This is a genomic window from Arthrobacter sp. SAFR-044 (assembly GCF_059414985.1).
The window spans coordinates 225,450-248,531 of the sequence record NZ_JBPFDN010000006.1; the positions used below are offsets into that span (position 1 = coordinate 225,450).

24 protein-coding genes and 1 pseudogene are annotated in these 23,082 nt (G+C 67.9%); 12 read left to right on the forward strand and 13 right to left on the reverse strand.

The genetic code is table 11. From position 1 onward, the window contains the following. The first annotated feature begins 120 nt into the window (after nucleotides 1–120). On the forward strand, nucleotides 121–666 hold the full coding sequence (locus tag ACR65J_RS11675) for a YceI family protein (protein WP_440168911.1): 546 nt from the start codon (nucleotides 121–123) through the stop codon (nucleotides 664–666). On the opposite strand, the gene ACR65J_RS11680 is transcribed toward ACR65J_RS11675, so the two are convergent. The 3 genes from ACR65J_RS11680 to ACR65J_RS11690 form a co-directional block, all read right to left on the reverse strand. After that, nucleotides 653–1,975: an alpha/beta fold hydrolase gene (locus ACR65J_RS11680; RefSeq protein WP_440168914.1), complete on the reverse strand. Its 1,323-nt coding sequence runs from the start codon at nucleotides 1,973–1,975 to the stop codon at nucleotides 653–655. The genes ACR65J_RS11675 and ACR65J_RS11680 overlap by 14 nt on opposite strands. 135 nt (nucleotides 1,976–2,110) lie before the next feature. Beyond that, nucleotides 2,111–3,409 (reverse strand): TrkH family potassium uptake protein, encoded by a 1,299-nt coding sequence (locus ACR65J_RS11685; protein ID WP_440168916.1) that lies wholly within the window; start codon nucleotides 3,407–3,409, stop codon nucleotides 2,111–2,113. A gap of 151 nt (nucleotides 3,410–3,560) precedes the next feature. Further along, nucleotides 3,561–4,307 (reverse strand): ABC transporter permease, encoded by a 747-nt coding sequence (locus ACR65J_RS11690; protein WP_440168919.1) that lies wholly within the window; start codon nucleotides 4,305–4,307, stop codon nucleotides 3,561–3,563. A gap of 188 nt (nucleotides 4,308–4,495) precedes the next feature. Between ACR65J_RS11690 and ACR65J_RS11695 the strand changes: the two genes are divergently transcribed. Together ACR65J_RS11695 and ACR65J_RS11700 are read left to right on the forward strand one after the other, a co-directional pair. Next, the gene (locus tag ACR65J_RS11695) at nucleotides 4,496–7,072 is read left to right on the forward strand and encodes a DUF4118 domain-containing protein (protein WP_440168921.1); all 2,577 of its coding nucleotides are present in this window, start codon (nucleotides 4,496–4,498) and stop codon (nucleotides 7,070–7,072) included. Further along, a complete protein-coding gene (locus tag ACR65J_RS11700) occupies nucleotides 7,069–7,752 on the forward strand; it encodes a response regulator (protein WP_440168923.1) in 684 nt (227 codons plus the stop codon). The genes ACR65J_RS11695 and ACR65J_RS11700 overlap by 4 nt, the downstream gene beginning before the upstream one ends. A gap of 18 nt (nucleotides 7,753–7,770) precedes the next feature. Here the strand turns inward: ACR65J_RS11700 and ACR65J_RS11705 are convergent, their stop codons facing one another. Continuing rightward, nucleotides 7,771–8,217 carry an SRPBCC family protein gene (locus tag ACR65J_RS11705; RefSeq protein WP_440168925.1) on the reverse strand — a complete coding sequence of 149 codons (447 nt, stop codon included), beginning with the start codon at nucleotides 8,215–8,217 and terminating at the stop codon, nucleotides 7,771–7,773. A 144-nt stretch (nucleotides 8,218–8,361) separates the two neighbouring features. Here ACR65J_RS11705 and ACR65J_RS11710 point away from each other — a divergent pair, with 144 nt between their 5' ends. Beyond that, complete coding sequence (locus tag ACR65J_RS11710; protein WP_440168927.1) at nucleotides 8,362–10,338, forward strand: APC family permease; 1,977 nt, start codon at nucleotides 8,362–8,364, stop codon at nucleotides 10,336–10,338. Here the strand turns inward: ACR65J_RS11710 and ACR65J_RS11715 are convergent. Further along, nucleotides 10,307–10,717, reverse strand: a complete 411-nt coding sequence (locus ACR65J_RS11715) for a hypothetical protein (protein WP_440168929.1) — start codon at nucleotides 10,715–10,717, stop codon at nucleotides 10,307–10,309. The two genes, ACR65J_RS11710 and ACR65J_RS11715, sit on opposite strands and share 32 nt — an antisense overlap. A 143-nt stretch (nucleotides 10,718–10,860) precedes the next feature. On the opposite strand from ACR65J_RS11715, the gene ACR65J_RS11720 reads away from it, so the two are divergent. Both ACR65J_RS11720 and ACR65J_RS11725 read left to right on the forward strand, forming a co-directional pair. Continuing rightward, nucleotides 10,861–11,379, forward strand: coding sequence for a GNAT family N-acetyltransferase (locus ACR65J_RS11720; protein ID WP_440168931.1), 519 nt, complete (start codon nucleotides 10,861–10,863; stop codon nucleotides 11,377–11,379). 216 nt (nucleotides 11,380–11,595) lie between these two features. Further along, nucleotides 11,596–12,495, forward strand: coding sequence for an SGNH/GDSL hydrolase family protein (locus ACR65J_RS11725; RefSeq protein ID WP_440168933.1), 900 nt, complete (start codon nucleotides 11,596–11,598; stop codon nucleotides 12,493–12,495). A gap of 62 nt (nucleotides 12,496–12,557) precedes the next feature. Here the strand turns inward: ACR65J_RS11725 and map are convergent, their stop codons facing one another. Further along, nucleotides 12,558–13,331 (reverse strand): type I methionyl aminopeptidase, encoded by a 774-nt coding sequence (gene map / locus ACR65J_RS11730; protein ID WP_440168935.1) that lies wholly within the window; start codon nucleotides 13,329–13,331, stop codon nucleotides 12,558–12,560. Nucleotides 13,332–13,475: 144 nt separating this feature from the next. Between map and ACR65J_RS11735 the strand changes: the two genes are divergently transcribed. From ACR65J_RS11735 to ACR65J_RS11755, 5 genes are read left to right on the forward strand one after another with little or no spacing between them, the layout of a single operon-like run. Continuing rightward, nucleotides 13,476–13,826 carry a metalloregulator ArsR/SmtB family transcription factor gene (locus ACR65J_RS11735; RefSeq protein WP_440169102.1) on the forward strand — a complete coding sequence of 117 codons (351 nt, stop codon included), beginning with the start codon at nucleotides 13,476–13,478 and terminating at the stop codon, nucleotides 13,824–13,826. A gap of 5 nt (nucleotides 13,827–13,831) precedes the next feature. Next, nucleotides 13,832–14,524 carry an aquaporin gene (locus ACR65J_RS11740; protein ID WP_440169105.1) on the forward strand — a complete coding sequence of 231 codons (693 nt, stop codon included), beginning with the start codon at nucleotides 13,832–13,834 and terminating at the stop codon, nucleotides 14,522–14,524. Then, nucleotides 14,521–14,931, forward strand: a complete 411-nt coding sequence (locus ACR65J_RS11745) for an arsenate reductase ArsC (RefSeq protein ID WP_440168937.1) — start codon at nucleotides 14,521–14,523, stop codon at nucleotides 14,929–14,931. The genes ACR65J_RS11740 and ACR65J_RS11745 overlap by 4 nt, the downstream gene beginning before the upstream one ends. Before the next feature lie 49 nt (nucleotides 14,932–14,980). Next, nucleotides 14,981–15,124 carry a hypothetical protein gene (locus ACR65J_RS11750; protein ID WP_440168940.1) on the forward strand — a complete coding sequence of 48 codons (144 nt, stop codon included), beginning with the start codon at nucleotides 14,981–14,983 and terminating at the stop codon, nucleotides 15,122–15,124. Between the two features lie 12 nt (nucleotides 15,125–15,136). Next, a complete protein-coding gene (locus ACR65J_RS11755) occupies nucleotides 15,137–16,504 on the forward strand; it encodes an FAD-dependent oxidoreductase (protein ID WP_440168942.1) in 1,368 nt (455 codons plus the stop codon). Between the two features lie 33 nt (nucleotides 16,505–16,537). Here the strand turns inward: ACR65J_RS11755 and ACR65J_RS11760 are convergent, their stop codons facing one another. From ACR65J_RS11760 to ACR65J_RS11785, 6 genes are all read right to left on the reverse strand, one after another. Then, the gene (locus ACR65J_RS11760; RefSeq protein ID WP_440168945.1) at nucleotides 16,538–16,969 is read right to left on the reverse strand and encodes a hypothetical protein; all 432 of its coding nucleotides are present in this window, start codon (nucleotides 16,967–16,969) and stop codon (nucleotides 16,538–16,540) included. Between the two features lie 136 nt (nucleotides 16,970–17,105). Beyond that, on the reverse strand, nucleotides 17,106–18,554 hold the full coding sequence (locus tag ACR65J_RS11765) for a multicopper oxidase family protein (protein ID WP_440168948.1): 1,449 nt from the start codon (nucleotides 18,552–18,554) through the stop codon (nucleotides 17,106–17,108). Next, nucleotides 18,554–18,793 (reverse strand): SHOCT domain-containing protein, encoded by a 240-nt coding sequence (locus ACR65J_RS11770; RefSeq protein ID WP_440168951.1) that lies wholly within the window; start codon nucleotides 18,791–18,793, stop codon nucleotides 18,554–18,556. Before ACR65J_RS11770 ends, ACR65J_RS11765 begins: the two co-directional genes overlap by 1 nt. Nucleotides 18,794–18,902: 109 nt before the next feature. After that, nucleotides 18,903–19,730 carry an oxidoreductase gene (locus ACR65J_RS11775; protein WP_440168953.1) on the reverse strand — a complete coding sequence of 276 codons (828 nt, stop codon included), beginning with the start codon at nucleotides 19,728–19,730 and terminating at the stop codon, nucleotides 18,903–18,905. A 47-nt stretch (nucleotides 19,731–19,777) separates the two neighbouring features. After that, a complete protein-coding gene (locus ACR65J_RS11780; RefSeq protein WP_440168955.1) occupies nucleotides 19,778–20,806 on the reverse strand; it encodes an aldo/keto reductase in 1,029 nt (342 codons plus the stop codon). Between the two features lie 13 nt (nucleotides 20,807–20,819). Beyond that, nucleotides 20,820–21,701 carry an aldo/keto reductase gene (locus tag ACR65J_RS11785; protein ID WP_440168958.1) on the reverse strand — a complete coding sequence of 294 codons (882 nt, stop codon included), beginning with the start codon at nucleotides 21,699–21,701 and terminating at the stop codon, nucleotides 20,820–20,822. Nucleotides 21,702–21,786: 85 nt separating this feature from the next. On the opposite strand from ACR65J_RS11785, the pseudogene ACR65J_RS11790 reads away from it, so the two are divergent. Further along, nucleotides 21,787–22,474, forward strand: a pseudogene (locus ACR65J_RS11790) (helix-turn-helix transcriptional regulator). Between the two features lie 25 nt (nucleotides 22,475–22,499). Here ACR65J_RS11790 and ACR65J_RS11795 read toward each other — a convergent pair. Next, nucleotides 22,500–23,081, reverse strand: coding sequence for a hypothetical protein (locus ACR65J_RS11795; RefSeq protein WP_440168960.1), 582 nt, complete (start codon nucleotides 23,079–23,081; stop codon nucleotides 22,500–22,502). Nucleotide 23,082: the final 1 nt, after the last annotated feature.

Sequence of the window (23,082 nt, forward strand, 5' to 3'; positions counted from 1 at the left end):
TTCCGGTTCATACGGCCCTGTTCTCCAGGTGGGTTCCAGGGGGAATATTTAGGGGCATCCGCAGCCTTGCGCCTGTAGCGGGCGGCTGAGCCTGCGACCCTACGAGTAAGGAGAATGACCATGACCCTTCCCAAGGAACTCACGCCGGGAACCTGGACCCTGGACATGTCCCACAGCGAGATCGGCTTCAGCGTCCGCCATGCCGGGATCAGCAAGGTCCGGGGCCGCTTCACCGAAGCCCAGGCCGAGGCGCGGGTGGGCCAGTCCCTGGCGGACTCGTCGGTGCACGCCACGGTATCCACCGCCAGCTTCAACTCCGGCGACGCCAACCGGGACGCCCACGTTCGCGGCGAGGACTTCTTCGACGTCGAGAAGTTCCCCGAGATGACCTTCCGCGGCACGCACATCGAGGGCGACGGCGAGGAATACACGTTGACTGGGGACCTCACCATCAAGGGCGTCACCCGGCCCATCGAGCTGGAAGTTGAGTTCACGGGTGTTGCCGTGGACCCGTTCGGCGCCACGCGTGCCGGCTTTTCCGCCGAGGCCGAGATCAGCCGGAAGGAATTCGGGCTCACCTGGAACGCGGCGCTGGAGGCCGGCGGCCTGCTGGTCAGCGACAAGGTGAAGATCAGCCTGGAGGCAGCCCTGGTCAAGCAGGGCTAGGGGAGGCTGGCACGGGCTGGCCAGCCAGCGGCCGGACCTGTTTGCGCATGGCGTCGTAGAACACGTCCTGGTTCTCAGCGCTTCCCAGCCCATGCCCGCCCTCCAGCAAAATCAGCTGCTTCCCCGGCGCCGAGAGCGCGTTGTAGTAATCCTCCACAAGTGAGGCCATGGCATTGATGTCGTGCCGGCCCACAAAGAAGTAGACAGGAACGTCCAGCTCCAGGGCCTGCTGCCGGAAGTCCAGGTTCTCCAGCTGCGGGTAGACGGCATTGAACGACTCAGTGACTCCACGCGTGTGGTTGATCTTGTCCAGGTAGCCGTACTCGGGGACGAAGAACGGGATGAGGGGTACGGCCACCGAGAAGCGGAGCGACCCCATCATCTCGTTCAGAACGTCCAGGTAGGCGATGTAAGGGGACGCCACGTTGTCACCGCGGTAGGGTGGAGGGCCGTTCCGCCGGAGCTCTTCGGCCCGGCCCGTGTCGCCCTGGTCGTCAAGGTGTTGCAGCGCCAGTTGGTAGCCCATGCGGTCGTTCTGCGTCGTGTTCACCATCTGGCCGGTACTCACGAAGGCGTGGTAGAGCTCCGGGTGTTCCTGGACCAGCCAGATCCCGACGATGCTGGACCATGAGACGCCGTAAATGAAGATTTTCTGCTGGTCGAAGCGCTCCCGCAGCAGATTGGTGAGGGCTACCGCATCATTGACGTACCGTTCCTTGTTGAGGTCGCTGATGGGCGCAGCCCCGTAGGATTTCCCGGTGCCCGGCTCGTCCCAGCTGACCACCGTGAACTGGTCCTCCAAAGCGCGCAACTCCTGGGCGTTGAAGAAACCGCCACCGCCGGGGCCGCCCATCCCGAGGTTCAGCAATACCGGGTTGGAGGTGTTCTGCCCGCGCACCAGGATCCACTGCTCGCTGCCGTTCAGCTGCACCTTCTCTGCGCCCGCGATGCTGCCCGGCAGCGGATCACCGTGTGAGTCTGTGATCGGCGGTGTGCCGGCGAGCGTTTGGGACGCGATGACGGCCGCCGCCGCGGCAAGGGCAACAGCGCCAAGGCCTGCCAGCCGGCCCAGCGGCTTCCGGCGCCGGACCACCAACCAGACCATGCCCGCCAATCCCAGCAGGAGGAGCGGCAGCCAGGCAACGACCGGCACCCCGGTAGCAAGCGGAAGCAGCGCCACGGGCAGGAGAAGCACGACGGCGGCCGCGAGCGCCAGGGCGGTCTTCCACGCAACACCGCGGCGTGACGGCTGCTCCTCCCGTTGCCTGACGGAATTCTGTTGACGCGGAAGGATCCGGTGGGAGTTCATGGGCGCCGCCTGAAGGGACGGGGGCGTTGGGGCCGTTTCAAAACCCGGAGGACTGGTCCGAGCATCCCCCCGGGCCACGTTCCCGGCTAGTGCTGAAGGTCCTGCACCAAAAACGGCTGCGCCGCTGCGGCCCGCCTAGCCGATGACCGGACGTTCTTCCGGCAGTTGATAGAGGCGGGGACGCGAGGAGAGTGCGAGGGCGGAAGCCACCGTGATGGTTCCGATGCGCCCGGTAAACATCAGAGCCATCAGGACCCATTGGGCGTCAGGGGGGAGATGGGGAGTGATGCCCGTGCTGAGGCCGACGGTGGCAAAAGCGGAGACGCTCTCGAAGAGCACCTTGTCGAGGGGCTCATCGGTGAACATCAGCAGGAGCAGGGTGCCTGCCATGACCGCCGCCACGCCGAGGAGGGCCACGGAGAGGGCCTGCCGCTGCGACGATGAACTGATGGAGCGGTGGGCGATGGTCACGTGGTCCCGGCCACGGACTTCGTTCCAGATGGCAAAGAACAGGACCAGGAAGGTGGTGATCTTGATGCCGCCGGCGGTTCCGGCGCTGCCGCCGCCGATGAACATCAGGATGTCGGTAACCAGCAGCGTCTCGGGTTCTGCGGCTCCGTAGTCGATGCTGTTGAAACCCGCGGTACGGGGGAAGACGGTGCCCGCGAGGCTGGCAAGGATCTTCCCGCCCACCGGCATGGGACCCAGGGTCTGCTCCCCGTTCCACTCGAAGGCGCCGAACAGGACCGCGCCAACGGCCAGGAGAAACACGCTTCCGTAAATGGTCAGGCGCATGTGCACGGTCCAGTCCTTCATCCTGACGCCACCCCTGAGGAGGGAGATGAGCACCGGGAACCCGAGCCCGCCGGCAACGATGGCCGCACAGATGGGCACGATGATCCAGGGGTCGCCCGCGACGCTGATCAGGTTGTCGCTGTACAGCGCGAAACCGGCGTTGTTGAACGCCGAGACCGCGTGGAAGACACCGTGCCACAGGGCGGTCAGGGGATTGTGGTCGTAACTGACCCAGAAGCGGACGGTGAGGATCGCCGCGGTGCCGGCCTCCAACAGGACCATGATCCGGGCCACGCCGAAGAGCACCGAGCGGACGTCACCGAAGTTCAGGGTGTGGGTCTCGGACTGTGCGATCAGCTGCCCGCGGAGGCCGATGGTCTTCCGCACCAGGAGCGCCAGCAGGGTTGCGAGGGTCATGATCCCAAATCCGCCCACCTGGATGAGGCCCAGGATCACGGCCTGGCCGAACGGTGTCCAGAACGTGGCGGTGTCCACTGTGGCCAAGCCGGTCACGCAGACCGCGGAAACCGAGGTGAATAGGGCAGTTAGGAGGGGTTCCGGCTCGGCGTTCCTGTGCGCAGCCGGAAGCATCAGCAGCCAGGCGCCCACGATTATCACGACCAGAAAGGCAAAAGGCACCAACCGGACGGGATGCAGCAGTATGCGGCTGAGGTCGCTGCCCCCGCCGGGTCGTCCGGGGAGATCGGGGAGTTTGTCGGCACGGGTTTTTCGTCGGGCCACTCTGGACGCTTGTTCCACAGGCCTCAGCGTAGTGCAGCGGCAGGCGGGCTTACAGCGGTTCGGGCCGCACCAACACGTTCCCCAGCGAGCGGATCAGCGCGACGGCGGTGACGGACCCCGCGGCCATGATGGAGGCGAGCACCACCACCTGGAACCGGCCTGCCTCCAGGGGCGAGGCGCCGCCGAAGATGGCGCCCACGAACGCGCCCGGCAGGGTGACCAGGCCCGTGGTCTTGGTCTGGTCCGTGGAGGGAATCAACGCCGAATGCACGGCCTGCCGGGCCTGGACCAACGTGGCCTGGCGCGCCGTGGCCCCCAGCGCCAGCCAGCCCTCCACCTGGTCCCATTGCTCCACCACCGCCTCGAAGAAACGGCGGCCGGCCAGCGTTGCGATGGTCATGGAGTTGCCGATCACGATTCCGCCCACCGCCAGTACGTACCGGGGCGCGAACTCGATGGCGCCCGTTCCGAACACGACGGAGAGCGTCACCAGGATGCCGGCGGCCATCGTTGCAGCCACCACGGCAAAGCGCCGCCAGGACCAGGTGAGCCGCCGGGTGGCTGTCACGGCCGCCACGCTGAACATGACCAGCAGGGCCGCGCCCACCCACAGTGGGCTGGTGATGACGCCGCCCAGCACCAGGCTGATGGCCACCAGCTGCGCCGCACCGCGGAGGATGGCCAGGGCAGGGGAGAGGTACGACGGCGTCCGCGCGCCCCACAGGATGCCCACCGTGAGTGCCGCCAGGATGGCAACAGCCACCACTGTGGGCAGCAGGGCGGCAATCACGGACATCCTGCCAGCTTACTGAGCGCCCGCCGTCGTGCCTTCCTCCACGCCCGCTCACCTTTGGTGGGTCTTCCTGCCACGCCCGCTCACCTTTGGCGGGTCTTCCGGCCACGCCCGCTCGCTCCCACCTGGCTCTCACGGCCGCCGGAGGCTGTGAGTTGGTTCCGGTGGCCGGACGGGATAAGACTGGGGATATGGCACGGGGAACCCTTCGGCTCTTTCTGGGTGCGGCGCCCGGCGCGGGCAGCACGTACGCCGCGCTGCGGGAAGCGCACCGGCTGGTGGCCGAAGGCAGGGACGCCGTGGTCGGCATCGCCGCGGACCACGGCCGGCACGAGACGCGGCAGCTCCTTGCAGGGCTCGACGCCGTTGCGCCGCGCCTTCCGGGAGGCGCCGGGGGAGCGGAAGTGCCCGGGCTGGACGTGGAGGCCGTGCTGGAACGGACACCGGACGTGGCCGTCGTGGATGAATACGCGCAGGTCAACGGCCCGGGCAGCAGGAACCAGCGGCGATGGCAGGACATTGAGGAGCTGCTGGCGGCGGGAATTGATGTGCTGTCCACCCTCTGCGTGCAGCAGCTGGCGTCCCTCAAGGACGTGGTCGCAGCGATTACCGATGAGCTGCCGCATATCACCGTCCCGGACGAGATCGTGCGGCGGGCGGACCACATCGAGCTCGTGGACATCTCCCCGGCCCTCCTGCGCCAGCGGGTGGCCGACGGCAGGGTCTTCCCGGCGGACCGGATCGACGCCGCCCTGGCCAACGAGTACCGGCCGGGCACCCTCTTGGCCCTGCGCGGGATCGCCCTGATCTGGCTCGCGGACCGGGTGGAGGAAGGCCTGGCGGCGTACCGGGAGAGCCAGGGCATCACCGCCGCGTGGCCCACCCGCGAACGGGTGGTGGTGGGGCTTGCCGGCTCCGCGGAGGACGACGTGCTCATCCGGAGGGCGGCCCGGATCCTGTCCAGGGTCAACGGCAGTGAACTCCTGGCGGTCCACGTGCGCGGCACCACCGCCCGGCGGGAGGCGTCCGAACAGGCGGTCGAGGCGCAGCGGCAGCTCATCACGGACCTCGGTGGCAGCTGCCACACCCTGTCCGGGGATGACCCGGCGCAGTCCCTGCTGGAGTTTGCCCGGAGTGCCAACGCCACCCAGATTGTCCTCGGGGCGTCGCCGGGAGGGCTCTGGGGCCGCGTCCTGGGCAGGGGCGTGGCGTCAAGGGTGGTGCGGGAATCGGGCGACATCGACGTGCATCTGGTCTCCCACCTGCCATCAGCCCGGAGACTTCCGCGGCACACCCCCTCCGCCCTCAGCCGGGCACGCACCACGGTGGGCTACATCCTCGCGGTGCTCCTTCCCGTCCTTGCCTCCACCGTCCTGTCCTTCAGCCGCGACCTGAACCTTGCCACCCACGCCCTGGTGCACCTGACCGGGGTGATGGCCGTGGCGTTCATCGGCGGGCTCTGGCCGGCCGTGCTCGCAGCCGTCCTGGCATCGCTGCTGCTGAACTACTTCGAAACGGACCCTGTGGGCACGTTCAACATCAGCGACCCGCAGAACGTCTTTGCCCTGCTGGTCTTCCTCGGGGCCGCGGTGGCCGTTTCACTGGTGGTGGGCCTGTCCGAACGCCGGGCGCGGGAAGCCGTCCGCGCCCGTGCCGAGGCCACCACCCTCGCCGATCTCGCCAGGGACGCGCTCCTCGCGGACGATACCGTTGGCGGCTTCCTGGACACGGCCCGCGAAACCTTCCAGGTCCGGGCCGCCGGCCTCTTCACCCGCGCCGGGGACAGGCAGAACGCCTGGGAACTGCAGGCCTTTTCCGGGGACGCGCCGCCACCGTCCCCGGAAGCGGCAACGGCCATGACGGACAATGTGGAACTGGCCGACCCGCGGACCGCCCTGGTCCTGTCCGGCCGAACCCTGACGGCGGGGGACCGGCTCCTCCTGGCCGCCCACGGCGCCCACCTCCTGCTGCTCCGGCAGCACCACGCCCTGCAGCGCACCCTGAAGAGCGCCACGAAACTGGCGGAGGGCAACAGCGTCCGCACCGCGATCCTCAACGCCGTCAGCCACGACCTCCGGACCCCGCTGGCCGGGATCAAGCTGGCGGTCACCGCGCTGCGCCGCCAGAACAGCAGGCTTCCGGCGGAGGTGCAGGAAGAAATGCTCGCCACCATTGACTCCTACTCCGAGCGCCTGGACGCCCTCATCTCCAACCTCCTGGACATGTCCCGCATCTCCAGCGGGTCGGCCGCCCCGCACACCGCCCCGGTCACGTGGCGCGATGCCGTCGAGGACGCCCTGCGCGGCATCCCCACGGAGCGCATCAGGATCGACCTCGCCGCCAACATGCCCGCAGTGGACGCGGACCTGGGCATGCTGGAGCGGGTGATCGCCAACATTGTGGAAAACGCGCTCAAGTACGCGCCCGGTTCGGACGTGGTGATCGTGGGCGTTTGGGGCGCGGCCAACGCAGCGGACGACGGCGGCACGCCCTTTGGTGAGCTGCGCATCGTCGATCACGGGCAGGGTGTGCCCGCTGCCGCGGTGGTGGAGATGTTCCGGCCGTTCCAGCGGCTTGACGATGCGCCGGAGGGGCTGGGCATCGGGCTGGGCCTGGCCGTGGCGAAGGGCTTTACCGAGGCGATGGGCGGCCAGCTCCTGGCCGAACCGACACCCGGCGGAGGGCTGACCATGGTGGTCCGGCTGCCGCTGTCCACCGGGCACTACAGCCCCAACCCCCGCCGGGAAGCAGGCACCAAAACCCGATGAGGACTGTGCTGATCGTTGACGATGAACCGCAGCTGCTGCGCGCCCTCCAGGTGAACCTGCAGGCGGAGGGGTACCAGGTGCTCACGGCACTGGACGGGGCGGCCGCGCTGAGGCACGCGGAAGGCGGCCACCCGGATGTGATGGTGCTGGACCTGGGCCTGCCGGACATCAATGGCGTGGATGTGATCACCCGGGTCCGCCGCACCAGCAGCATGCCCATCATCGTGCTGTCCGCACGGCACGGTTCTGTGGACAAGGTCCGGGCCCTGGATGCCGGCGCGGATGACTACGTGACCAAGCCGTTCGGGCTGGACGAACTCCTGGCCAGGCTGCGCGTCGCCGGCCGCCGGAGCGGTACGCCCGAGGTTGCCGAGGCCCCGCCCGCCGTCGACGTGGGGGACTTTGAGGTGGACCTGGCCAACCGGAAGGTGACCCGGGAAGGGGAACCGGTCCGGCTCACCCCGCGTGAGTGGGCCATCCTGGAACTGCTGGTGCGCAACCCCGGCCGGCTGATCACCCAGCAGCAGATGCTGGCGAAGATCTGGGGCCCGGGCTATGACAACGAGACCCATTACCTGCGCGTCTACATGGGCCAGCTGCGCCGCAAGCTGGAGGCGGACCCGGCCCGGCCCCGGCACCTGCTCACGGAGGCCGGGATGGGCTACCGCTTCGAACCCTGATCGCCGGGGGCCGGCAAATTACGGTTTGTTGGCTGCTTCGAGGTGGGCCTTGAGGCTGGACCAGATGCGCCGCTCCTGCCTTCGCCCCACGGCAGCAAAGAGCGGGGTGGCGAGCTTCATCAAGCCCTTGGGCTTGAACTCCCAGTGCCAGCTCATCCGTGTCCCGTTAGTTTCGGGAGTGAAAGTGAGGGCTCCAGTAATCTCTGCCGTGGCCATGCGGGTCCTGGACCCCAGGCGGCGTGGCCGCGCGTACTCGGTGACCTCCAGTTCGAAGGACATAGTCCGCCGCCCGGAGGTTGTTTCCACCTGCCACAGGGTGCCGGCGCCGATGGGACCCGGCGTGGTCTTCTCGACGCTTCGCATCCTCGGGTTGTAAGTGGGTTCATTGCGTTGGTCCGCCACAAAATCGAAGACCTCCTCCACGGGGCGCCCGATGCTGATGGAACCGTTGACCGTTGCCGACATGCCTCGATGCTAGGCGCGGGGAGCCCTGCCGTAAATTCCCGCGTAAAGGAATCATCAATAAAGGCCCTTTACGCAGGTCAGCCGTTTTAGGCGGTGCTAGCTTCGCAGTGGTCGCGGTGCAAAGGGCAGCGCGGAAAGGCAGAGATGACCACGTTGAGCAGGCCCCCGGCGGATCCTTCCGCGCTCCATGCCCACGGCAGGAAGGCGCTGAGGGACTGGCTGCTGTTCGGGCTGCAGGACAGCAAGGGTGCCCACCCGGGCCCCGGCGGCGTGCCCACGCAGCACGAGAAGAAGCATGCCTGGTGGCAGGTCATGTGCCTGACCGGTGTGGACTACTTCTCAACGCTGGGCTACCAGCCGGCCATCGCTGCCCTGGCCGCCGGCGTCATCTCACCGCTGGCCACCCTGGTGCTCGTGGCCGTGACCCTGCTCGGCGCCCTGCCGGTGTACCGGAGGGTGGCCGGTGAAAGCCCCCGCGGTGAAGGCTCCATCGCCATGCTGGAACGGCTGCTGCCCCGCTGGGGCGGCAAGCTCCTGGTCCTGGTCCTTCTCGGTTTCGCCGCCACGGATTTCATGATCACCATGACCCTCTCGGCCGCCGACGCCACCGCGCACCTGATCCACAACCCGGTGGCTCCAGGGTGGCTGCAGGGCCAGAACATTCCCATCACCCTGGTCCTGCTCGCCTTGCTGGCCGCCGTGTTCCTGCGGGGTTTCAAGGAAGCCATCGGCGTCGCCGTGGTCCTGGTGGTCCTGTACCTGGGCCTGAACGCCATCGTGGTGGTGGTGACCCTGGGCCAGGTCATCTCGCACCCGGTGGCCATGGGCGACTGGTGGAGCAACCTGTGGGTCTCGCACGGCAATCCGCTGATGGCGGTGGCCATTGCCCTGCTGGTGTTCCCCAAGCTGGCGCTGGGCCTGTCCGGCTTCGAAACCGGCGTCGCGGTCATGCCGCAGGTGCGCGGGGCGGACAATGACACGGAAGAAAACCCTGCCGGGCGTATCCGCGGAGCCCGGCGCATGCTCACCACCTCCGCGGTGATCATGAGCGCCTTCCTGCTGACCTCGAGCTTCATCACCGTGGTGCTCATCCCTGAGCAGGAATTCCAGCCGGACGGCCAGGCGAACGGCCGGGCCCTGGCCTACCTGGCGCACGAATACCTGGGAGTGGGTTTCGGCAGCGTGTACGACATCAGCACCATCGCCATCCTCTGGTTCGCCGGGGCGTCCGCGATGGCTGGGCTGCTGAACCTGGTGCCCCGCTACCTGCCGCGTTACGGCATGGCCCCGGCCTGGGCCAAGGCAGTCCGTCCCCTGGTGCTCGTCTTTACGCTGATCGGCTTCCTGATCACCTTCATCTTCAATGCCGACGTCGATGCGCAGGGCGGCGCGTACGCCACCGGCGTCCTGGTGCTGATGACCTCCGCCGCGGTGGCCGTGACCCTCTCGGCCCGCCGGCGCAGGCAGCGGAACCTCACCGTGGGCTTCGGTGCCATTTCCGTGGTGTTCGCGTACACCACGGTGGCCAACATCTTTGAACGGCCCGAGGGCATCCGGATCGCCGCCATCTTCATCCTCGGCATCATCGTCATCTCGCTGCTGTCCCGGGTCCGCCGCTCCTTCGAACTGCACGCCACCCGGGTGCACCTGGACCAGCAGGCCCTGGAGTTCATGTCCAGCACCCTCGACGGGCCCATCGCGATCATCGCGCATGAGCCGCTGCGGATGTCACCGGAGGCCTACCGGGACAAGCTCGAGTCAGCCATCGAGGTCAGCCACCTTCCGCTGGCAGGAGAGGCCCTGTTCCTTGAGGTCATTGTGGACGACTCCTCTGACTTCGAAACCGAACTGCACGTCCGCGGCATCAACCGGCACGGGTACCACGTGCTGGAGGTCCACGGCCCGGTGGTTCCCAACACCATCGCGTCCGTGCTGCTGCACATCAGGGACGTCACGGGCCTCATGCCGCACATCTACTTCCGCTGGACGGAGGGGAACCCCATCACCAACCTGGTCCGGTTCCTGTTCCTGGGCGAGGGCGAGATCGCGCCGGTAACCCGCGAGGTGCTGCGTGAGGCCGTCCCGGACGTCACCCAGCGGCCCTGGGTCCACGTTGGCTGATGTGCGGCTGGCTGATGTGCGCCACCGCGGCCGCAACCCGGGCGGCGTCAGCCAGGCTGGAAGGGGTGTTCGCGCGGAAGGCGGCCTCGGCGTCGTCCTCCCACACGCCGGCGGCCAGCACCACGACGTGCACCGCGTCGCCGTAGGAATCGTTGCAGGCCAGGATGTCGCCGGGCACCTTGTGGGCGTGCGGACCGGCTGACGGCCAGGGCTGGAAGATAACCCACCATGGGGTGCCGTCCTGGTCCTGGAAAAGATAGCCGGCAGTGGGATGAAGGGCGCGGCCGTTCAGTCCCCGTCCGCCGTAGCCCTCCACGGCGTCGGCGGCTGCCGAGAACTTGACCCTGCCGCGGTCCGCGGGCTCCTCATCCCAACGCATCTGCACTCCTGATTCCTCACACTTTCCCTGCCTTAATGAAAGGTCCGGAGGTGCCCGTCCGGGGCGTGGGCGGCCGTTTTTTGACGCATTATTTACGGGCCGCCGTGCGAAGGCTCCGCAGGTCAACGCCCATAATGGGACCCATGCTTAGCCCTGTAACCATCCGCCCCATGTGCCCCGAGGACTGGGACGCCGTCCACGCAATTTATGCCGCCGGCATCGCCACAGGGGAAGCGACCTTCGAGAGCGAGCCGCCCACCTGGGAAGCGTTCGACGGCGTGCGGCTGCCCGAGCACCGGATGGTCGCCGATGATGCGGGGCGGGTTCTGGGCTGGGCCGCAGTATCCCGGGCTTCCTCGCGGGAGGTGTACCGGGGCCTGGTGGAGCACTCCATTTACGTTGCCCCGCAGGCCCAGGGCCGGGGCGTGGGCCGGCTGCTCCTGGCCGCCTTGATTGCCTCCACCGAAAAGGCGGGCATCTGGACCATCCAGTCCAGCATCTTTCCGGAGAACACCGCCAGCCTGGCGCTGCACCAGAAGCTGGGCTTCCGGGTGGTGGGAACCCGCGAGCGGATAGCCCGGATCAGCCACGGACCCAAAGCCGGGCACTGGCAGGACACGCTGCTCCTGGAGCGCCGCAGCAGCCTGGTTGGGACCGAATAGCGACTACCGCGAGGGCAGGACCAGGTTGCGACGCCGTCAATCCCATTTCCTTCAGCTGCCGGCATTTAGCGTGCACAGGTAGTCCAATGGAGCGTGTTGATCAGGCCACTTTCGCTCGGTCGACGCGTTGTCAAAGTCCAAGGGCCCTGTTTGGGCGTCCGGCCCTGGCCCTACCGTCATGGGACACGCTTACTCGAGAACAGTTCGGAGCACATCATGCAGTTCCCCGCACCCTACCGCCGCAGTGCGGCCGCTTTCGCCGCCGTCACAGCCCTCATCTTCTCCGGGGCATCCACTCCGGCCTTCGCCGCGCAGGACCCCGTAAAGTACGTCAATCTCGGGGACTCCTACTCAAGCGGCTGGGGCTCGTTGGCGCCAACCGCCGCCGTCAATCCGGAGTACAACAGCCCGGCGTGCATGCAAGGCGGCCCTGCCGACGCGGCGATGTTCGACCAGCTGCAATCGGTGGCCCTCGCCGGCGACTATGCGTGCGCGGGCGCGACTGTCGGAGATTCAAACTCGGGTATTCCCACCATCGCCCAGCAGGCGGCCAAGGCGTCCCTTGATGGTGCGCTCAACAGCACCACAGGTCTGGTGACCCTCACAGCCGGCGGAAATGACGTCAACTTCGGCCAGATCATCGGAGCCTGTGCCGCAGACATGTCCCCGGAGGCCACCGGGTGCCAGGCGGCCACAGCATATGGAGTTGACCTCGCGAACAGGCTCAGTGTTGCCGCGACGGTCGGAACAATCCGCGGGTACGCGGGAAATGCCAAGATCGTCTGGCTCGGGTACCCCCGACTCTTTGCGACGGCCGGGGAATCCACGACAGTCATCTCCGGTGGCGGCGTGATGTCCGCAGCGGCCGCAGCGGTCTTCGACAAGGGCACCGACCAGCTCAACGCAGTCCTCGCGAGCAAGGCACGGAGCGCCGGCGCGCAGTTCGTGGATGTCACCCCCAAATTCGCTGGCCACGAAATCGGTTCCTCCGACTCGTGGATTAACCTCGGCCCGTACACGCAGTTCAACTTCCACCCGACCGCTGAGGGATACTCAGAGGGCTACTACCCCGCTATGGTCAGCGCGATCAAACCTGCCCAGCTCGCGAAGGGCTGATCCGTCCCATCGGCAGGGACACCCTGGAGCGCCGCAGCAGCGTGGTTGGGACCGAATAGCGACTACTGCGAGGGCAGGGTCAGGATCTCCGCGCCGTCCTCCGTGATCGCGATGGTGTGCTCCGTGTGGGCCGTCCGGCAGCCGGTGGCGCTCCTCAGCGTCCACCCGTCGTCGTCCGTCACCAGTTCCGCCGTGTCCGCCATGACCCACGGCTCCAGTGCCAGCAGCAGGCCGGGCCGGAGCTTGAAGCCGCGGCCGGGCCGGCCGGTGTTGGGGACGTGCGGGTCCTGGTGCATGGTGGAGCCGATGCCGTGGCCGCCGAACTGCGTGTTGATGGGGTAGCCCGCGTCTGTGAGGACGCGGCCGATGGCGTAGGAAATGTCTCCGATCTTGGCGGCCGGCCCGGCGGCGGCGATCCCGGCGGCCAGTGCCCGCTCGGTGGTTTCGATCATGGCCAGGCTCTCCGCCGGCCGCGATTGGCCCACGATGAAGCTGATGGCGGCGTCCGAGGCCATCCCGTTCCTGACGACGGCGAGGTCCAGGGTCAGCAGGTCGCCGTCGGCCAGGTCGTAGTTGTGGGGAAGTCCGTGCAGCACGGCGTCGTTGACGCCGGTGCAGATGTAGTGGCCGAACGGGCCGCGGCCAAACGACGGGGCGTAGTCCACGTAGCAGGACTCGGCGCCGGCTTCGGTGATCATCTCCTTGGTCCACTGGTCGATGTCCAGGAGGTTGGTGCCCACGGTGGCGCGGCTCTTCATGGCCTGCAAAATGTCCGCCACCAGGGCACCGGTTTCCCGGGCACGGGCCACTTCAGCAGGGTTCAGGATCTCGATCATGGGGGCGCCCTTCGTCTCCGGCCGGTCAATCTACGGGCCATCCTATTTGTCCTCTCTCCGGGCGAGGCAAGGGAACGGCCATAATCAGCGGAAAATGTGGGGATTGCCAAAGACATAGATGAGTGTAAATATTTATGTGTGTCTATGTCTCTTAAGCTGAACCCCGTGGAAGCGGTGGCGTGCTGCTCACCCCTGGCCCGGGAGCCGTTGTCCGAGCCCGAAGCGGAGGCGGTCGCTCCCCTGCTGAAGGCGCTGGCCGATCCCGTCCGGCTGCGGCTGATGTCCATGGTCGCCTCGCATGAGGGCGGCGAGGCCTGCGTCTGCGACCTCAACGATGCCTTCGACCTGTCCCAGCCCACCATCAGCCACCATCTGAAGATCCTGCATGAGGCTGGCCTGCTGGACCGGGAGAAGCGCGGCGTCTGGGTCTACTACCGCGCCCGCACGGAGGCCCTGCAGAACCTGGCCGCACTGATCGGCGGGCACGCCCTGTGAGCGTTATGGGCCGGCGGGCTGCCGCAGAATTCGTGGGGACCGCGTTCCTGGTCATGGCCGTGGTGGGCTCGGGCGTCATGGCCTCGCGGCTTTCACCGGACGACGCCGGGCTGCAGCTTCTGCAGAACAGCCTCGCCACGGGTGCCGCCCTGGTGGCGCTGATCGTGGCACTGCAGCCCGTGTCGGCGTCGTTCAATCCCGTGGTGACCCTTGTGGAACGGGCCCTGGGCATGATTGATACCCGGACCGCGGCCGGCCTGATCGGTGCGCAGGTCCTGGGTGGCCTGGCCGGCACCGTCGCGGCGCACCTCATGTTCGGGCTGGACGCCGTCACGTTCTCCACCCACCAACGCACCGGTCCCGCACTCTGGCTGGCCGAAGTCATCGCCACCGTCGGGCTGCTGGTGGTCATCTTCGGCACCGTCCGTTCGGGCCGCGCGGACCGGGTGGCCTTCGCCGTCGGCGGGTACATCACCGCCGCGTACTGGTTCACCAGTTCCACCAGCTTCGCTAACCCAGCGGTGACCATCGCCCGGACTGTCACGGACACCTTTGCCGGCATCGCGCCGTCGTCGGCCCCTGCCTTCATCCTCGCCCAACTCCTCGGCGGCGCCGCCGGGTACGCCCTGGTCCGCTTCCTTTACCCACCCCTCGCAACCTCCGCCGTCGTCACGGCCGACCGAAAGGTGCTCTCATGAGCCACAAGCCCTCCGTCCTGTTCGTCTGCGTCCACAACGCCGGCCGCTCCCAGATGGCCGCCGCGTTCCTCACCACGCTTTCGCAGGGCGCCATCGAGGTCCGCTCCGCCGGATCGCAGCCGGCCGACAAGGTCAACCCTGCCGCCGTCGAGGCCATGGCTGAGGTGGGCATCGACATGTCCGCCGAGATCCCCAAGATCCTCACCACCGAGGCCGTGCAGGACTCCGACGTGGTGATCACCATGGGCTGCGGCGACGAATGCCCCTACTTCCCCGGCAAGCGCTACGAGGACTGGGTGCTGGAGGACCCCGCCGGCAAGGGCGTGGACTCGGTCCGGCCCATCCGCGACCAGATCAAGACCCGCGTCGAAGCCCTCATCGCCTCCCTGATCCCGGCTTCGGCATAACCACATCCGTTACGGAAGGGGGTGGGACACATGAGCACAGGTTGCTGCGATGACAGCTGCTGTGACGAGGAGCAGGGCTGCTGCGACGAAGGCTGCTGCTAAGCCCCTGCCCATCACCCACCGGCCTGCCCGCACCCATCATCAGCGGGCAGGCGCCACCCGGTCCGGCACCGCCAGGAACACCAACGACTGAAATAAGGACAGCATGACATCACAGGACTCCCTCCCCGTGGCCGTAATCGGGGCCGGACCCGTCGGCCTGGCCGCGGCCGCGCACCTGCTGGAACGCGGGCTGGAACCGCTCGTCATCGAAGCCGGGCCCACCGTCGGGGCCGCCATCCGGCAATGGGGGCACGTCCGGGTGTTCTCCACCTGGAAGTACAACCTCGACGCCGCCTCGGTGCGTTTGCTGGAGCGCAACGGCTGGGAAGCCCCCGGCCCCACGGCGCTGCCGTACGGGTCGCAGATCGTCTCCGAGTACCTCGAACCGCTCGCCGCCACGCCTGAACTCAGGGACCGGATCAGGACTGGGTCCCGCGTTGTCGCCGTCACCCGGCAGGGCATGGACAAGGGCCGCAGCCAGGGCCGGGACAGTGCCCCGTTCCTCCTGCGGATAGAGCACGACGGCGGCAAGGTCACCGAGGTGCTGGCCCGCGCCGTCATCGATACGTCCGGTACCTGGAGCAGCCCGGCGCCGCTGGGATCGTCCGGGCTGGCGGTTCCGGGTGAGGCCGAAGCACGTGCTGCCGGGCTGGTAACCGGTCCTCTGCCGGACGTTTCCGCTGGTGGTTTCGCCGGACGCCGCACCCTGGTGATCGGCTCGGGCCACTCTGCCGCCAACATGGTCCTCGACCTGGCCCGCGTGGCCCGCGCCAACCCGGGCACCGAGGTCGTCTGGGCCATCCGCGCTGCCACTCCGGCCCGGGCCTACGGCGGCGGTGACGCCGACCAGCTGCCGGCCCGCGGCCAGCTCGGGGCCCGGCTCCGCACCGCCGTGGACACCGGGGCCGTCCAGCTCCTGACGAACTTCCACACTGCTTCCATCGACGTTCATGGGGAGGCCGTGACCGTGCATGCCGCGGACGGCCGCAGCGTGTCGGTGGACCGGGTGATCCCCGCCACCGGGTTCCGCCCGGACCTGGCCATGCTGTCCGAACTGCGGCTGGACCTGGATCCTGCGGTGGACGCGCCCAAGGCCCTGGGCCCGCTGATCGACCCGGACTTCCACAGCTGCGGTACCGTTCCTGCCCACGGCGCCTCGATCCTGGCCCAGCCGGAGAAGGACTTCTACCTGGCCGGCATGAAATCCTACGGCCGCGCGCCCACCTTCCTCATGGCCACCGGGTACGAACAGGTCCGCTCCATCGCCGCAGCCCTGGCCGGAGACACCGAAGCCGCGGACGCCGTCGAACTTGAACTCCCGGAGACCGGCGTCTGCTCCACCACCATCCCGGACGATGCCGGGGATGCTGCCGCGGACGCCTGCTGCGGAGCCCCGGCGCCGGTGCCGGTGACGATCGGGTTTCCCACCGGACTGCAGCACGGCCGGGTAGGCGAAAGCATTTCCGGCTAGGCGCGCGACGTCTGCCAGCGATCCAAGCCAGGCTTAGGGAGCGGACCGGTCTCCGTCGATACCGATGGAACGGCCCCGGGCGAAATGGGCATTCGCGATGTCATTGACGTCGCGGAGGCTCTTCCCCGGGTTGGCCAGCCGGATCCACTCGTAGTCCCACTCCTGCATGTCCTGTACGCGGCTTATCCGTTTGTGGGCCCGCATTTGGGCCGTAAGTTCTTCGCCGCTGGGGACCACGCGGGGCGGGGCAGCCACGGGTTGCGGCCTGGGCGGTGGAACCCGGGCCGGTCGTGCCGGGGCCTTCGCTGAGCGGACGAGTGCCACAGTCAGCGCAACCACGCCCGCGGCAATCAGGAGGACCCACCAGTATTGAATGATGAGGGCTACGACGATGAGGACAAGGAAGGGGGCGCACCCCACTGCGCCGCCGCCCTTGGTACCTGACCGACGCCGTTTTGCTGCCATTCCGGTTCCTCTTATGACGTGATGGAACGATAGGAATCCACTCTCGCACCCGGCCCGCGCCCTGTCATGAGTAGGCAGTACTCGATTTTGGGCCCCTTGTCCCGGGCCGGCCGGCCACGTTGTGCGGTGCCGCTGCTCACCGCACCTCGATGGCGCCCATCATGCCAAGGTCCTCGTGGTCCAGGATGTGGCAGTGGTACGCGGACCGGCCGCGGAAGTCCGCAAAAGCGATCCGGACCTTGACCTGTCCGTTCGCAGGGACGTTCACCACATCCCGCCAGTCGGGGGAGGAGCCCGCCTGGGCGTTGTCTCCCAGCACCTGCATCGGCCAGACATGCAGGTGGAAGGGGTGGTCCATGGGGCTTGTGTTGACCAGGCTCCACTCCTCCACGGTGCCTGCTGCCGCCGTCGTATCTGTCCGGGCTTCGTCGAACTGCTTGCCGTTGATGGTGAAAGGCATCATTCCGCCGGCGCCCATGCCCATGCCGGCAGTGAGGATGATCTGCCGGTGGGCCGCCACCGCGGATTGCCTGAGGTCTGCGGGGGCAGGCTGGGCCGGGATGGCCAGCGGGGAAGCAGTGGATTCACCGCTTACCCGGAATGTGGCCAGCGTGGTTTCTTCCGTCCCCTGGCCCGCCCCGGACCCCGTCATCCCGGCCATGCTTCCACGGTTGTACCTGGATGCCTGCAGGACTGAGTCGCCGGCAGCCGCTGTGACCAGGAGGTCCGCCCGGTTTCCGGGGGTGAGCAGCAGCTCGTCAACGTCCAGCGGCTTCTCGAACCGGCCGGAATCCGCCCCCAGCAACTGCATTTTTTGACCGTCCAGCCTGAGCCGCAGGTACCGGGCCACGCAGGCGTTGACGATCCGCCACCGTTCCCGCTGTCCCGGAGCCGCGCTGAACTCAGGGTTGGTTTGGCCGTTGACCAGGAGCAGGTCACCTTCCCTGCCTGCCATCCGGTCCATAGCCGAGACAGCGCTGATATTTCCTGCCGGGTCCACTGTGGTGTCCGAAACCACCAAGACGCGTTCCGCGCTGGCCTCGATGGGCTCCGGGTCCTCCACGATGATCGCTCCAAAGAGCCCGGCGAAGACCTGGTCGGCCACCATCCCGTGATGGTGCGGGTGGTACCAGTACAGTCCGGGCGGATGGTTCCCGGGAAGGTGGTACTCGTAGTCAAAGGAAGAGCCCGGACCGACGGCGATGAAGACGTTGTCCCCGTTGTTCTCGGGGGACACGTGGAGGCCGTGAACGTGCAGGTTGGTGGGCTGGGAGAGGCTATTGACCAGACTGATCTTCAGGGTGTCGCCGGGGCGGATCCGCAGCGTGGGCCCGGGAACGCTGCCGTTGTAGCCGAGCGCCATGGCTTGCCGCCCACCCAGCTGGACCTGGGCGGGCGCGGCTTCGAGCCGGACCTGCAGTTGACCTGCCGCGCTCCTGAGTTCCTCCGGCTGGACCAGGCTGCCGCCAGAGGGCCGGGCGGCGGGGGAGGACAGCGACCAGATCAGTCCTGCCCCGCCTGCCACCGTTCCCGCCGCCCCCAGGCCGCCCAGGAGCAGCGCCTGCCGGCGGCTGATGGGGCGCACTACCGTCCCTCGCCCAGGACCCTGAGCTGTTCCCGGTACTGGTCGGCGGTGAGTTCGCCCCGCGCGAAGCGTTCATCGAGGATTCGCCGCGCGGCGGAAGCACGCGGCCCGTCCTGGCCCCGGCGGCCGCCGATGCCGCCGCCGAAGGCCCGCACTGCCAACACCACCAGCAAGGCGATTCCGAGCAGCAGGAGAATCCCCCAGATCCACGTGGACCCTTGCCCGTATCCCCACATCATCGCCGGAGCCCTCTCTCGTAGGAATGCTCCGATTCTCGTTAGCCGTGGAAGCGGGAGCTAGAGTCCGAGGTCCCCCACCGATCCGGGAATGCGCGGTGGACCCTGCGCCTCAGTCGATGTCGGTGCTGGTGCTCAGCTCCTGCCACTGGTCCAGCTCAGCGCGCTGCGCATCCGCCACCTTGCCGAACGCGCCGAACGCGTCCGTGCCCAGGACCAGAAGGCCCGGCGGGTTGGGGGAATCGACGACGGCGAGGATCGCCTTGGCTGCCTTGTCCGGGTCGCCGGGCTGGTTGCCGTGGGCGGTGTCGACTTCCTTGCGGCGCTTGCCGGCCGTGTCCGCGTAGTCCCCGATCGCCGTCGCGGACTGCGTGAGCGAGCGGCCGGCGAAGTCGGTGCGGAAGCCCCCGGGTTCGATCGCGGTGACGTTGATGCCCAGTGGCTTGAGCTCGTTGCGGAGCGATCCGGACATGCCCTCCAGCGCTGCCTTGGTGGCCGCGTAGTAGCCCGAGCCGGCCGGCGTGATCCGCGCACCGATCGACGAGATGTTCAGGATGGACCCGGACTTGTTGGCGCGCATGCCCGGCACCACTGCCTTGATCATGTCCACGGCGCCGAAGAAGTTGGTGTCGAACAGGCGGCGGATGTCGGCGTCGTCCGCTTCCTCCACGGCGGCGCGGTAGCCGTAGCCGGCGTTGTTCACCAGCACCTCGATGTTGCCGAACTTCTCCTCGGCGGCCTTCACCGCCGCGGCGATCTGCGCCTTGTCGGTGACGTCCAGGGCCAGGGGGAGCGCCGTGTCCGGGAAGCCGGCGGTGATGTCCTGGACCGCTTCGATGTTCCGGGCGGTGACGACGGCGTTGTGCCCGGACGCGAGCACGGTTTCCGCGAGTGCCCGGCCAAGTCCGGTGGAGCAGCCTGTGATGAGCCACGTTGCCATGGGTTTTCCTTTCATAGGGGAGTGGGAAATAAGGGGCGGGCAGGCGCCTAAGCCCGCTGCCGCCGTCGTGCGTGTGCTGTCAGTTCATTCGCGCCGTAGCTGTTGTCGTCCGGGTTGACGGTGACGCCGGGGGCAACCAGCTGGTCGATGCGGTCCAGTACCTCGGGGGCCAGGACGGTGTCCGCGGCCGGGAGGTAGGACTCCAGCTGCTCCATGGTGCGCGGGCCCACGATCGCGGAGGTGACGCCCGGGTGGTTGATCACGAACGCGATGGCCATCTCGATGAGCGTGACCCCGGCCCATTCAGCCACCTGCGCGAGCTCCTCCACGATGTCCAGCTTGCGCTGGTTGGCTGGCTGCGTCATGTCGAACCGGGCGCTGGGGCGGGCACTCGAGGTGGGCCGGGACGCGGAGTCCTTCCGCCAGCGGCCGGAGAGCCAGCCGCCGGCCAGCGGGCTGTAGGTGAGCGTGCCCATCCCGTGGCGCTGCACGGTGGGGAGGACGTCCTCCTCGACGCCGCGGGTCAAGATGGAGTAGGGCGGCTGCTCGGTGACGAACCGCTCCAGGTTGCGCTCGCGGGACGCCCACTGCGCCTCCACAATCTGGGAGCCGGAGTAGGACGAGGATCCGATGTACCGGATCTTGCCCTGGCGGACCAGGTCGGTGAGCGCGCCGAGGGTCTCCTCCACGTCGGTGTCCGGGCTGGGCCGGTGCACCTGGTAGAGGTCTATGTAGTCCGTGTTCAGCCGGCGCAGCGAGTCCTCCACCGCCCGGATGATCCAGCGCCGGGAGCCGCCGCGCCGGTTGGGGTCCTTTTCGTCCATGGGCATGAAGAACTTGGTGGCCAGGAAGACGTCGTCGCGTCTTCCGGCGAGAGCCTCACCGACGATCTCCTCCGAGGCGCCGCCGGAGTAGACGTCCGCGGTGTCGATGAAGTTGATGCCGGCGTCCAGGGCGCGGTGGATGATGCGGGTGGCGTCGGCGCGGTCGTCGTTGCCCCAGGGGCCGAACATCATCGCGCCGAGGCAGAGGGGGCTGACCTGCACGCCGGTGCGGCCAAGCGGGCGGTATTCCATATGTGTTTCTCCTTTAGGCTTCCGGGATGACCATGGCGAACCGCTCCGGGCGGGCCACATCCGGGTCGGGGCCGCTGCGGACGCCGGAGTCCAGGGCACCGATGGTCTTGAGCTCGTCCGCCGACAGTTCGAAGTCGAAGACCTCGAAGTTCTCTGCGATGCGCGCCGGATTGGTTGATTTGGGGATGGCGGAGCGGCCCTGCTGCAGGTGCCAGCGCAGCATCACCTGGGCCGGGGTCCTGCCATGGGCGTGCGCGACGGCGGCAATCGCCGGGTCGCGCATGACGTTCTTCCGGTTCTCGCCCCAGCCGGGGTAGAAGGTGATGCCGCCGATGGGTGACCACGCCTGGGTGAGGATGCCGTGCTCCGCGTCCGCCGCCTGGACGGCCGGCTGCTGGAAGTACGGATGCAGCTCGATCTGGTTGACGGCCGGGACCACGTTCGTTGCCTCGAGCAGCTGCCGCAGGTGGTGCGGCATGAAGTTGCTGACGCCGATGGCCCGCACCCTCCCGTCCTTGAGCAGCGTTTCCAGGGCCTTGTATGCGGCGACGGTCTTGTCGAACCGGTCCGGGGCGGGCTGGTGCAGGATGAGCAGGTCCAGCTGCTCCACGCCCAGCTTGCCCACCGCCTTGTCCCACGCGTGCAGCGCCTCGTCGAAGCCGTAGTCGCTGACCCACACTTTCGTCTCGATAAACACCTCGGAGCGGTCCAGCCCGGACCGGCGGATCCCTTCGCCCACCTCGCGCTCGTTGCCGTACGCGGCGGCGGTGTCGACGTGCCGGTAGCCCACCTCGAGCGCTGTCTGGACGGCCGCCGTCGTCTCTTCCGGGGGACTTTGGAAAACGCCCAGGCCGAGCGCGGGCATCGTGACGCCGTTGTTGAGTTTCAGTTCCATGCCTCCACGCTATTTCGGCGCACGGGTTTGTGGGAGGGCTTGCCAGTCCCTCCTTCGCAGGCCGCGCGCCGCGTAGCGTGGGGGCATGACCAACAGCGACGACGTGCGGAAATTCCTGACCTCCCGCCGCGCCCGGCTCACCCCGGAGGACGCCGGGCTGCCCGCGTACGGCGGCAACCGGCGCGTGGCAGGGCTCCGGCGGGAGGAGGTGGCCATGCTCGCGGGGATGAGCATCGACTACTACATCCGGCTGGAGCGGGGGAACCTTGCGGGCGCGTCGGACAGCGTCCTGGAGGCTTTGGCGCGGGCGCTGCAGCTGGACGACGCCGAGACGGCCCACCTTTTCGACCTGGCCCGCGCGGCCACGTCCGCGCCGAGGGTCCGGCGGAAGCGGAGCCCGTTGACCGTGCGTCCCAGCGTGCAGCGGGTCATCGATGCGATTACGACGGCGCCCGCCTGGGTCCGCAACGACCGCGGCGATGTGCTGGCCTCCAATGAGCTGGGCCGGGCCCTGTACCTGGAGATGATGGCGGATGCCGTCACCCCGCCCAACAGTGCGCGGTTCACGTTCCTGAACCCACCCAGTGGTGGGGGACCTGGATCTGACGTACGAGGCGATGGAGCTTCCCGCGGACCCGGGCCTGCGGATCAACATCTACACGGCCGAGCCCGGGACGCCCTCTGAGGATGCGCTGAAGGTGCTGGCCAGCTGGGCGGCGACGCAACGGGCCGCGGCGCAGGCGCCTGGGGTGCCGCTGCAGGAGAAGCGCTAGACCCATCCGAAAGCGGACGGTCCTGTCAGGACTCGGCGTTGATGAATCCGATGATGATCGCCGTCCACCAGGCCAGCTGCGAAACCACCATGCACGCCACCATGTGGATACGCTGGCCACGGGTCAGGTCCGTGAACTCGGCATCGGCGGGAAGCCGGGCGAGGCGCCGCATGAGGGGGATCAGCATGATCCCGTTCAGGCTGAGCACCAGGACCGCCGCGAGTTTGAGTTCCGTCATCGGGTTGTCCAGGTGCGGGCTCAGGAACACGCCTGTGGCCAGCAAACCGGCGAGCCCACCCCAGATCAGCGGTGTGGCTGCCCCATCGAGCCGAATGATCTCGCCAAGTCCGCGCCGGCCGATCAGCCACAGCAAACCGTGCCAGTCGACCAGGATGATGGCACCGAAAGCCACAACCAGGAAGAGGTCATGTACTGCGAGGTCGACATTATGGACACCGTCGTCCACATTTACCAGGGATGAGAGAATTACCGACAGCAGCCACACCACGATTGCCGCGGCGGAAAGGGCAACAACCAGGCGCCGGGTGGACCGCTCGGACTCACGGTGCCGCCTGATGGTACGCCTGCTGACGGGGACATAGCTCATG

Coding starts and splice junctions, on each gene's coding strand:
- ACR65J_RS11710 (WP_440168927.1), top strand. CDS start 8,362: ATGACCACGTTGAGCAGGCCCCCGGCGGATCCTTCCGCGCTCCATGCC.
- ACR65J_RS11785 (WP_440168958.1), bottom strand. CDS start 21,701: ATGGAACTGAAACTCAACAACGGCGTCACGATGCCCGCGCTCGGCCTG.
- ACR65J_RS11740 (WP_440169105.1), top strand. CDS start 13,832: ATGGGCCGGCGGGCTGCCGCAGAATTCGTGGGGACCGCGTTCCTGGTC.
- ACR65J_RS11675 (WP_440168911.1), top strand. CDS start 121: ATGACCCTTCCCAAGGAACTCACGCCGGGAACCTGGACCCTGGACATG.
- ACR65J_RS11725 (WP_440168933.1), top strand. CDS start 11,596: ATGCAGTTCCCCGCACCCTACCGCCGCAGTGCGGCCGCTTTCGCCGCC.
- ACR65J_RS11755 (WP_440168942.1), top strand. CDS start 15,137: ATGACATCACAGGACTCCCTCCCCGTGGCCGTAATCGGGGCCGGACCC.
- map (WP_440168935.1), bottom strand. CDS start 13,331: ATGATCGAGATCCTGAACCCTGCTGAAGTGGCCCGTGCCCGGGAAACC.
- ACR65J_RS11795 (WP_440168960.1), bottom strand. CDS start 23,081: ATGAGCTATGTCCCCGTCAGCAGGCGTACCATCAGGCGGCACCGTGAG.
- ACR65J_RS11680 (WP_440168914.1), bottom strand. CDS start 1,975: ATGAACTCCCACCGGATCCTTCCGCGTCAACAGAATTCCGTCAGGCAA.
- ACR65J_RS11780 (WP_440168955.1), bottom strand. CDS start 20,806: ATGGAATACCGCCCGCTTGGCCGCACCGGCGTGCAGGTCAGCCCCCTC.
- ACR65J_RS11750 (WP_440168940.1), top strand. CDS start 14,981: ATGACAGCTGCTGTGACGAGGAGCAGGGCTGCTGCGACGAAGGCTGCT.
- ACR65J_RS11770 (WP_440168951.1), bottom strand. CDS start 18,793: ATGATGTGGGGATACGGGCAAGGGTCCACGTGGATCTGGGGGATTCTC.
- ACR65J_RS11700 (WP_440168923.1), top strand. CDS start 7,069: ATGAGGACTGTGCTGATCGTTGACGATGAACCGCAGCTGCTGCGCGCC.
- ACR65J_RS11760 (WP_440168945.1), bottom strand. CDS start 16,969: ATGGCAGCAAAACGGCGTCGGTCAGGTACCAAGGGCGGCGGCGCAGTG.
- ACR65J_RS11690 (WP_440168919.1), bottom strand. CDS start 4,307: ATGTCCGTGATTGCCGCCCTGCTGCCCACAGTGGTGGCTGTTGCCATC.
- ACR65J_RS11735 (WP_440169102.1), top strand. CDS start 13,476: ATGTCTCTTAAGCTGAACCCCGTGGAAGCGGTGGCGTGCTGCTCACCC.
- ACR65J_RS11705 (WP_440168925.1), bottom strand. CDS start 8,217: ATGTCGGCAACGGTCAACGGTTCCATCAGCATCGGGCGCCCCGTGGAG.
- ACR65J_RS11715 (WP_440168929.1), bottom strand. CDS start 10,717: ATGCGTTGGGATGAGGAGCCCGCGGACCGCGGCAGGGTCAAGTTCTCG.
- ACR65J_RS11745 (WP_440168937.1), top strand. CDS start 14,521: ATGAGCCACAAGCCCTCCGTCCTGTTCGTCTGCGTCCACAACGCCGGC.
- ACR65J_RS11695 (WP_440168921.1), top strand. CDS start 4,496: ATGGCACGGGGAACCCTTCGGCTCTTTCTGGGTGCGGCGCCCGGCGCG.
- ACR65J_RS11775 (WP_440168953.1), bottom strand. CDS start 19,730: ATGGCAACGTGGCTCATCACAGGCTGCTCCACCGGACTTGGCCGGGCA.
- ACR65J_RS11720 (WP_440168931.1), top strand. CDS start 10,861: ATGCTTAGCCCTGTAACCATCCGCCCCATGTGCCCCGAGGACTGGGAC.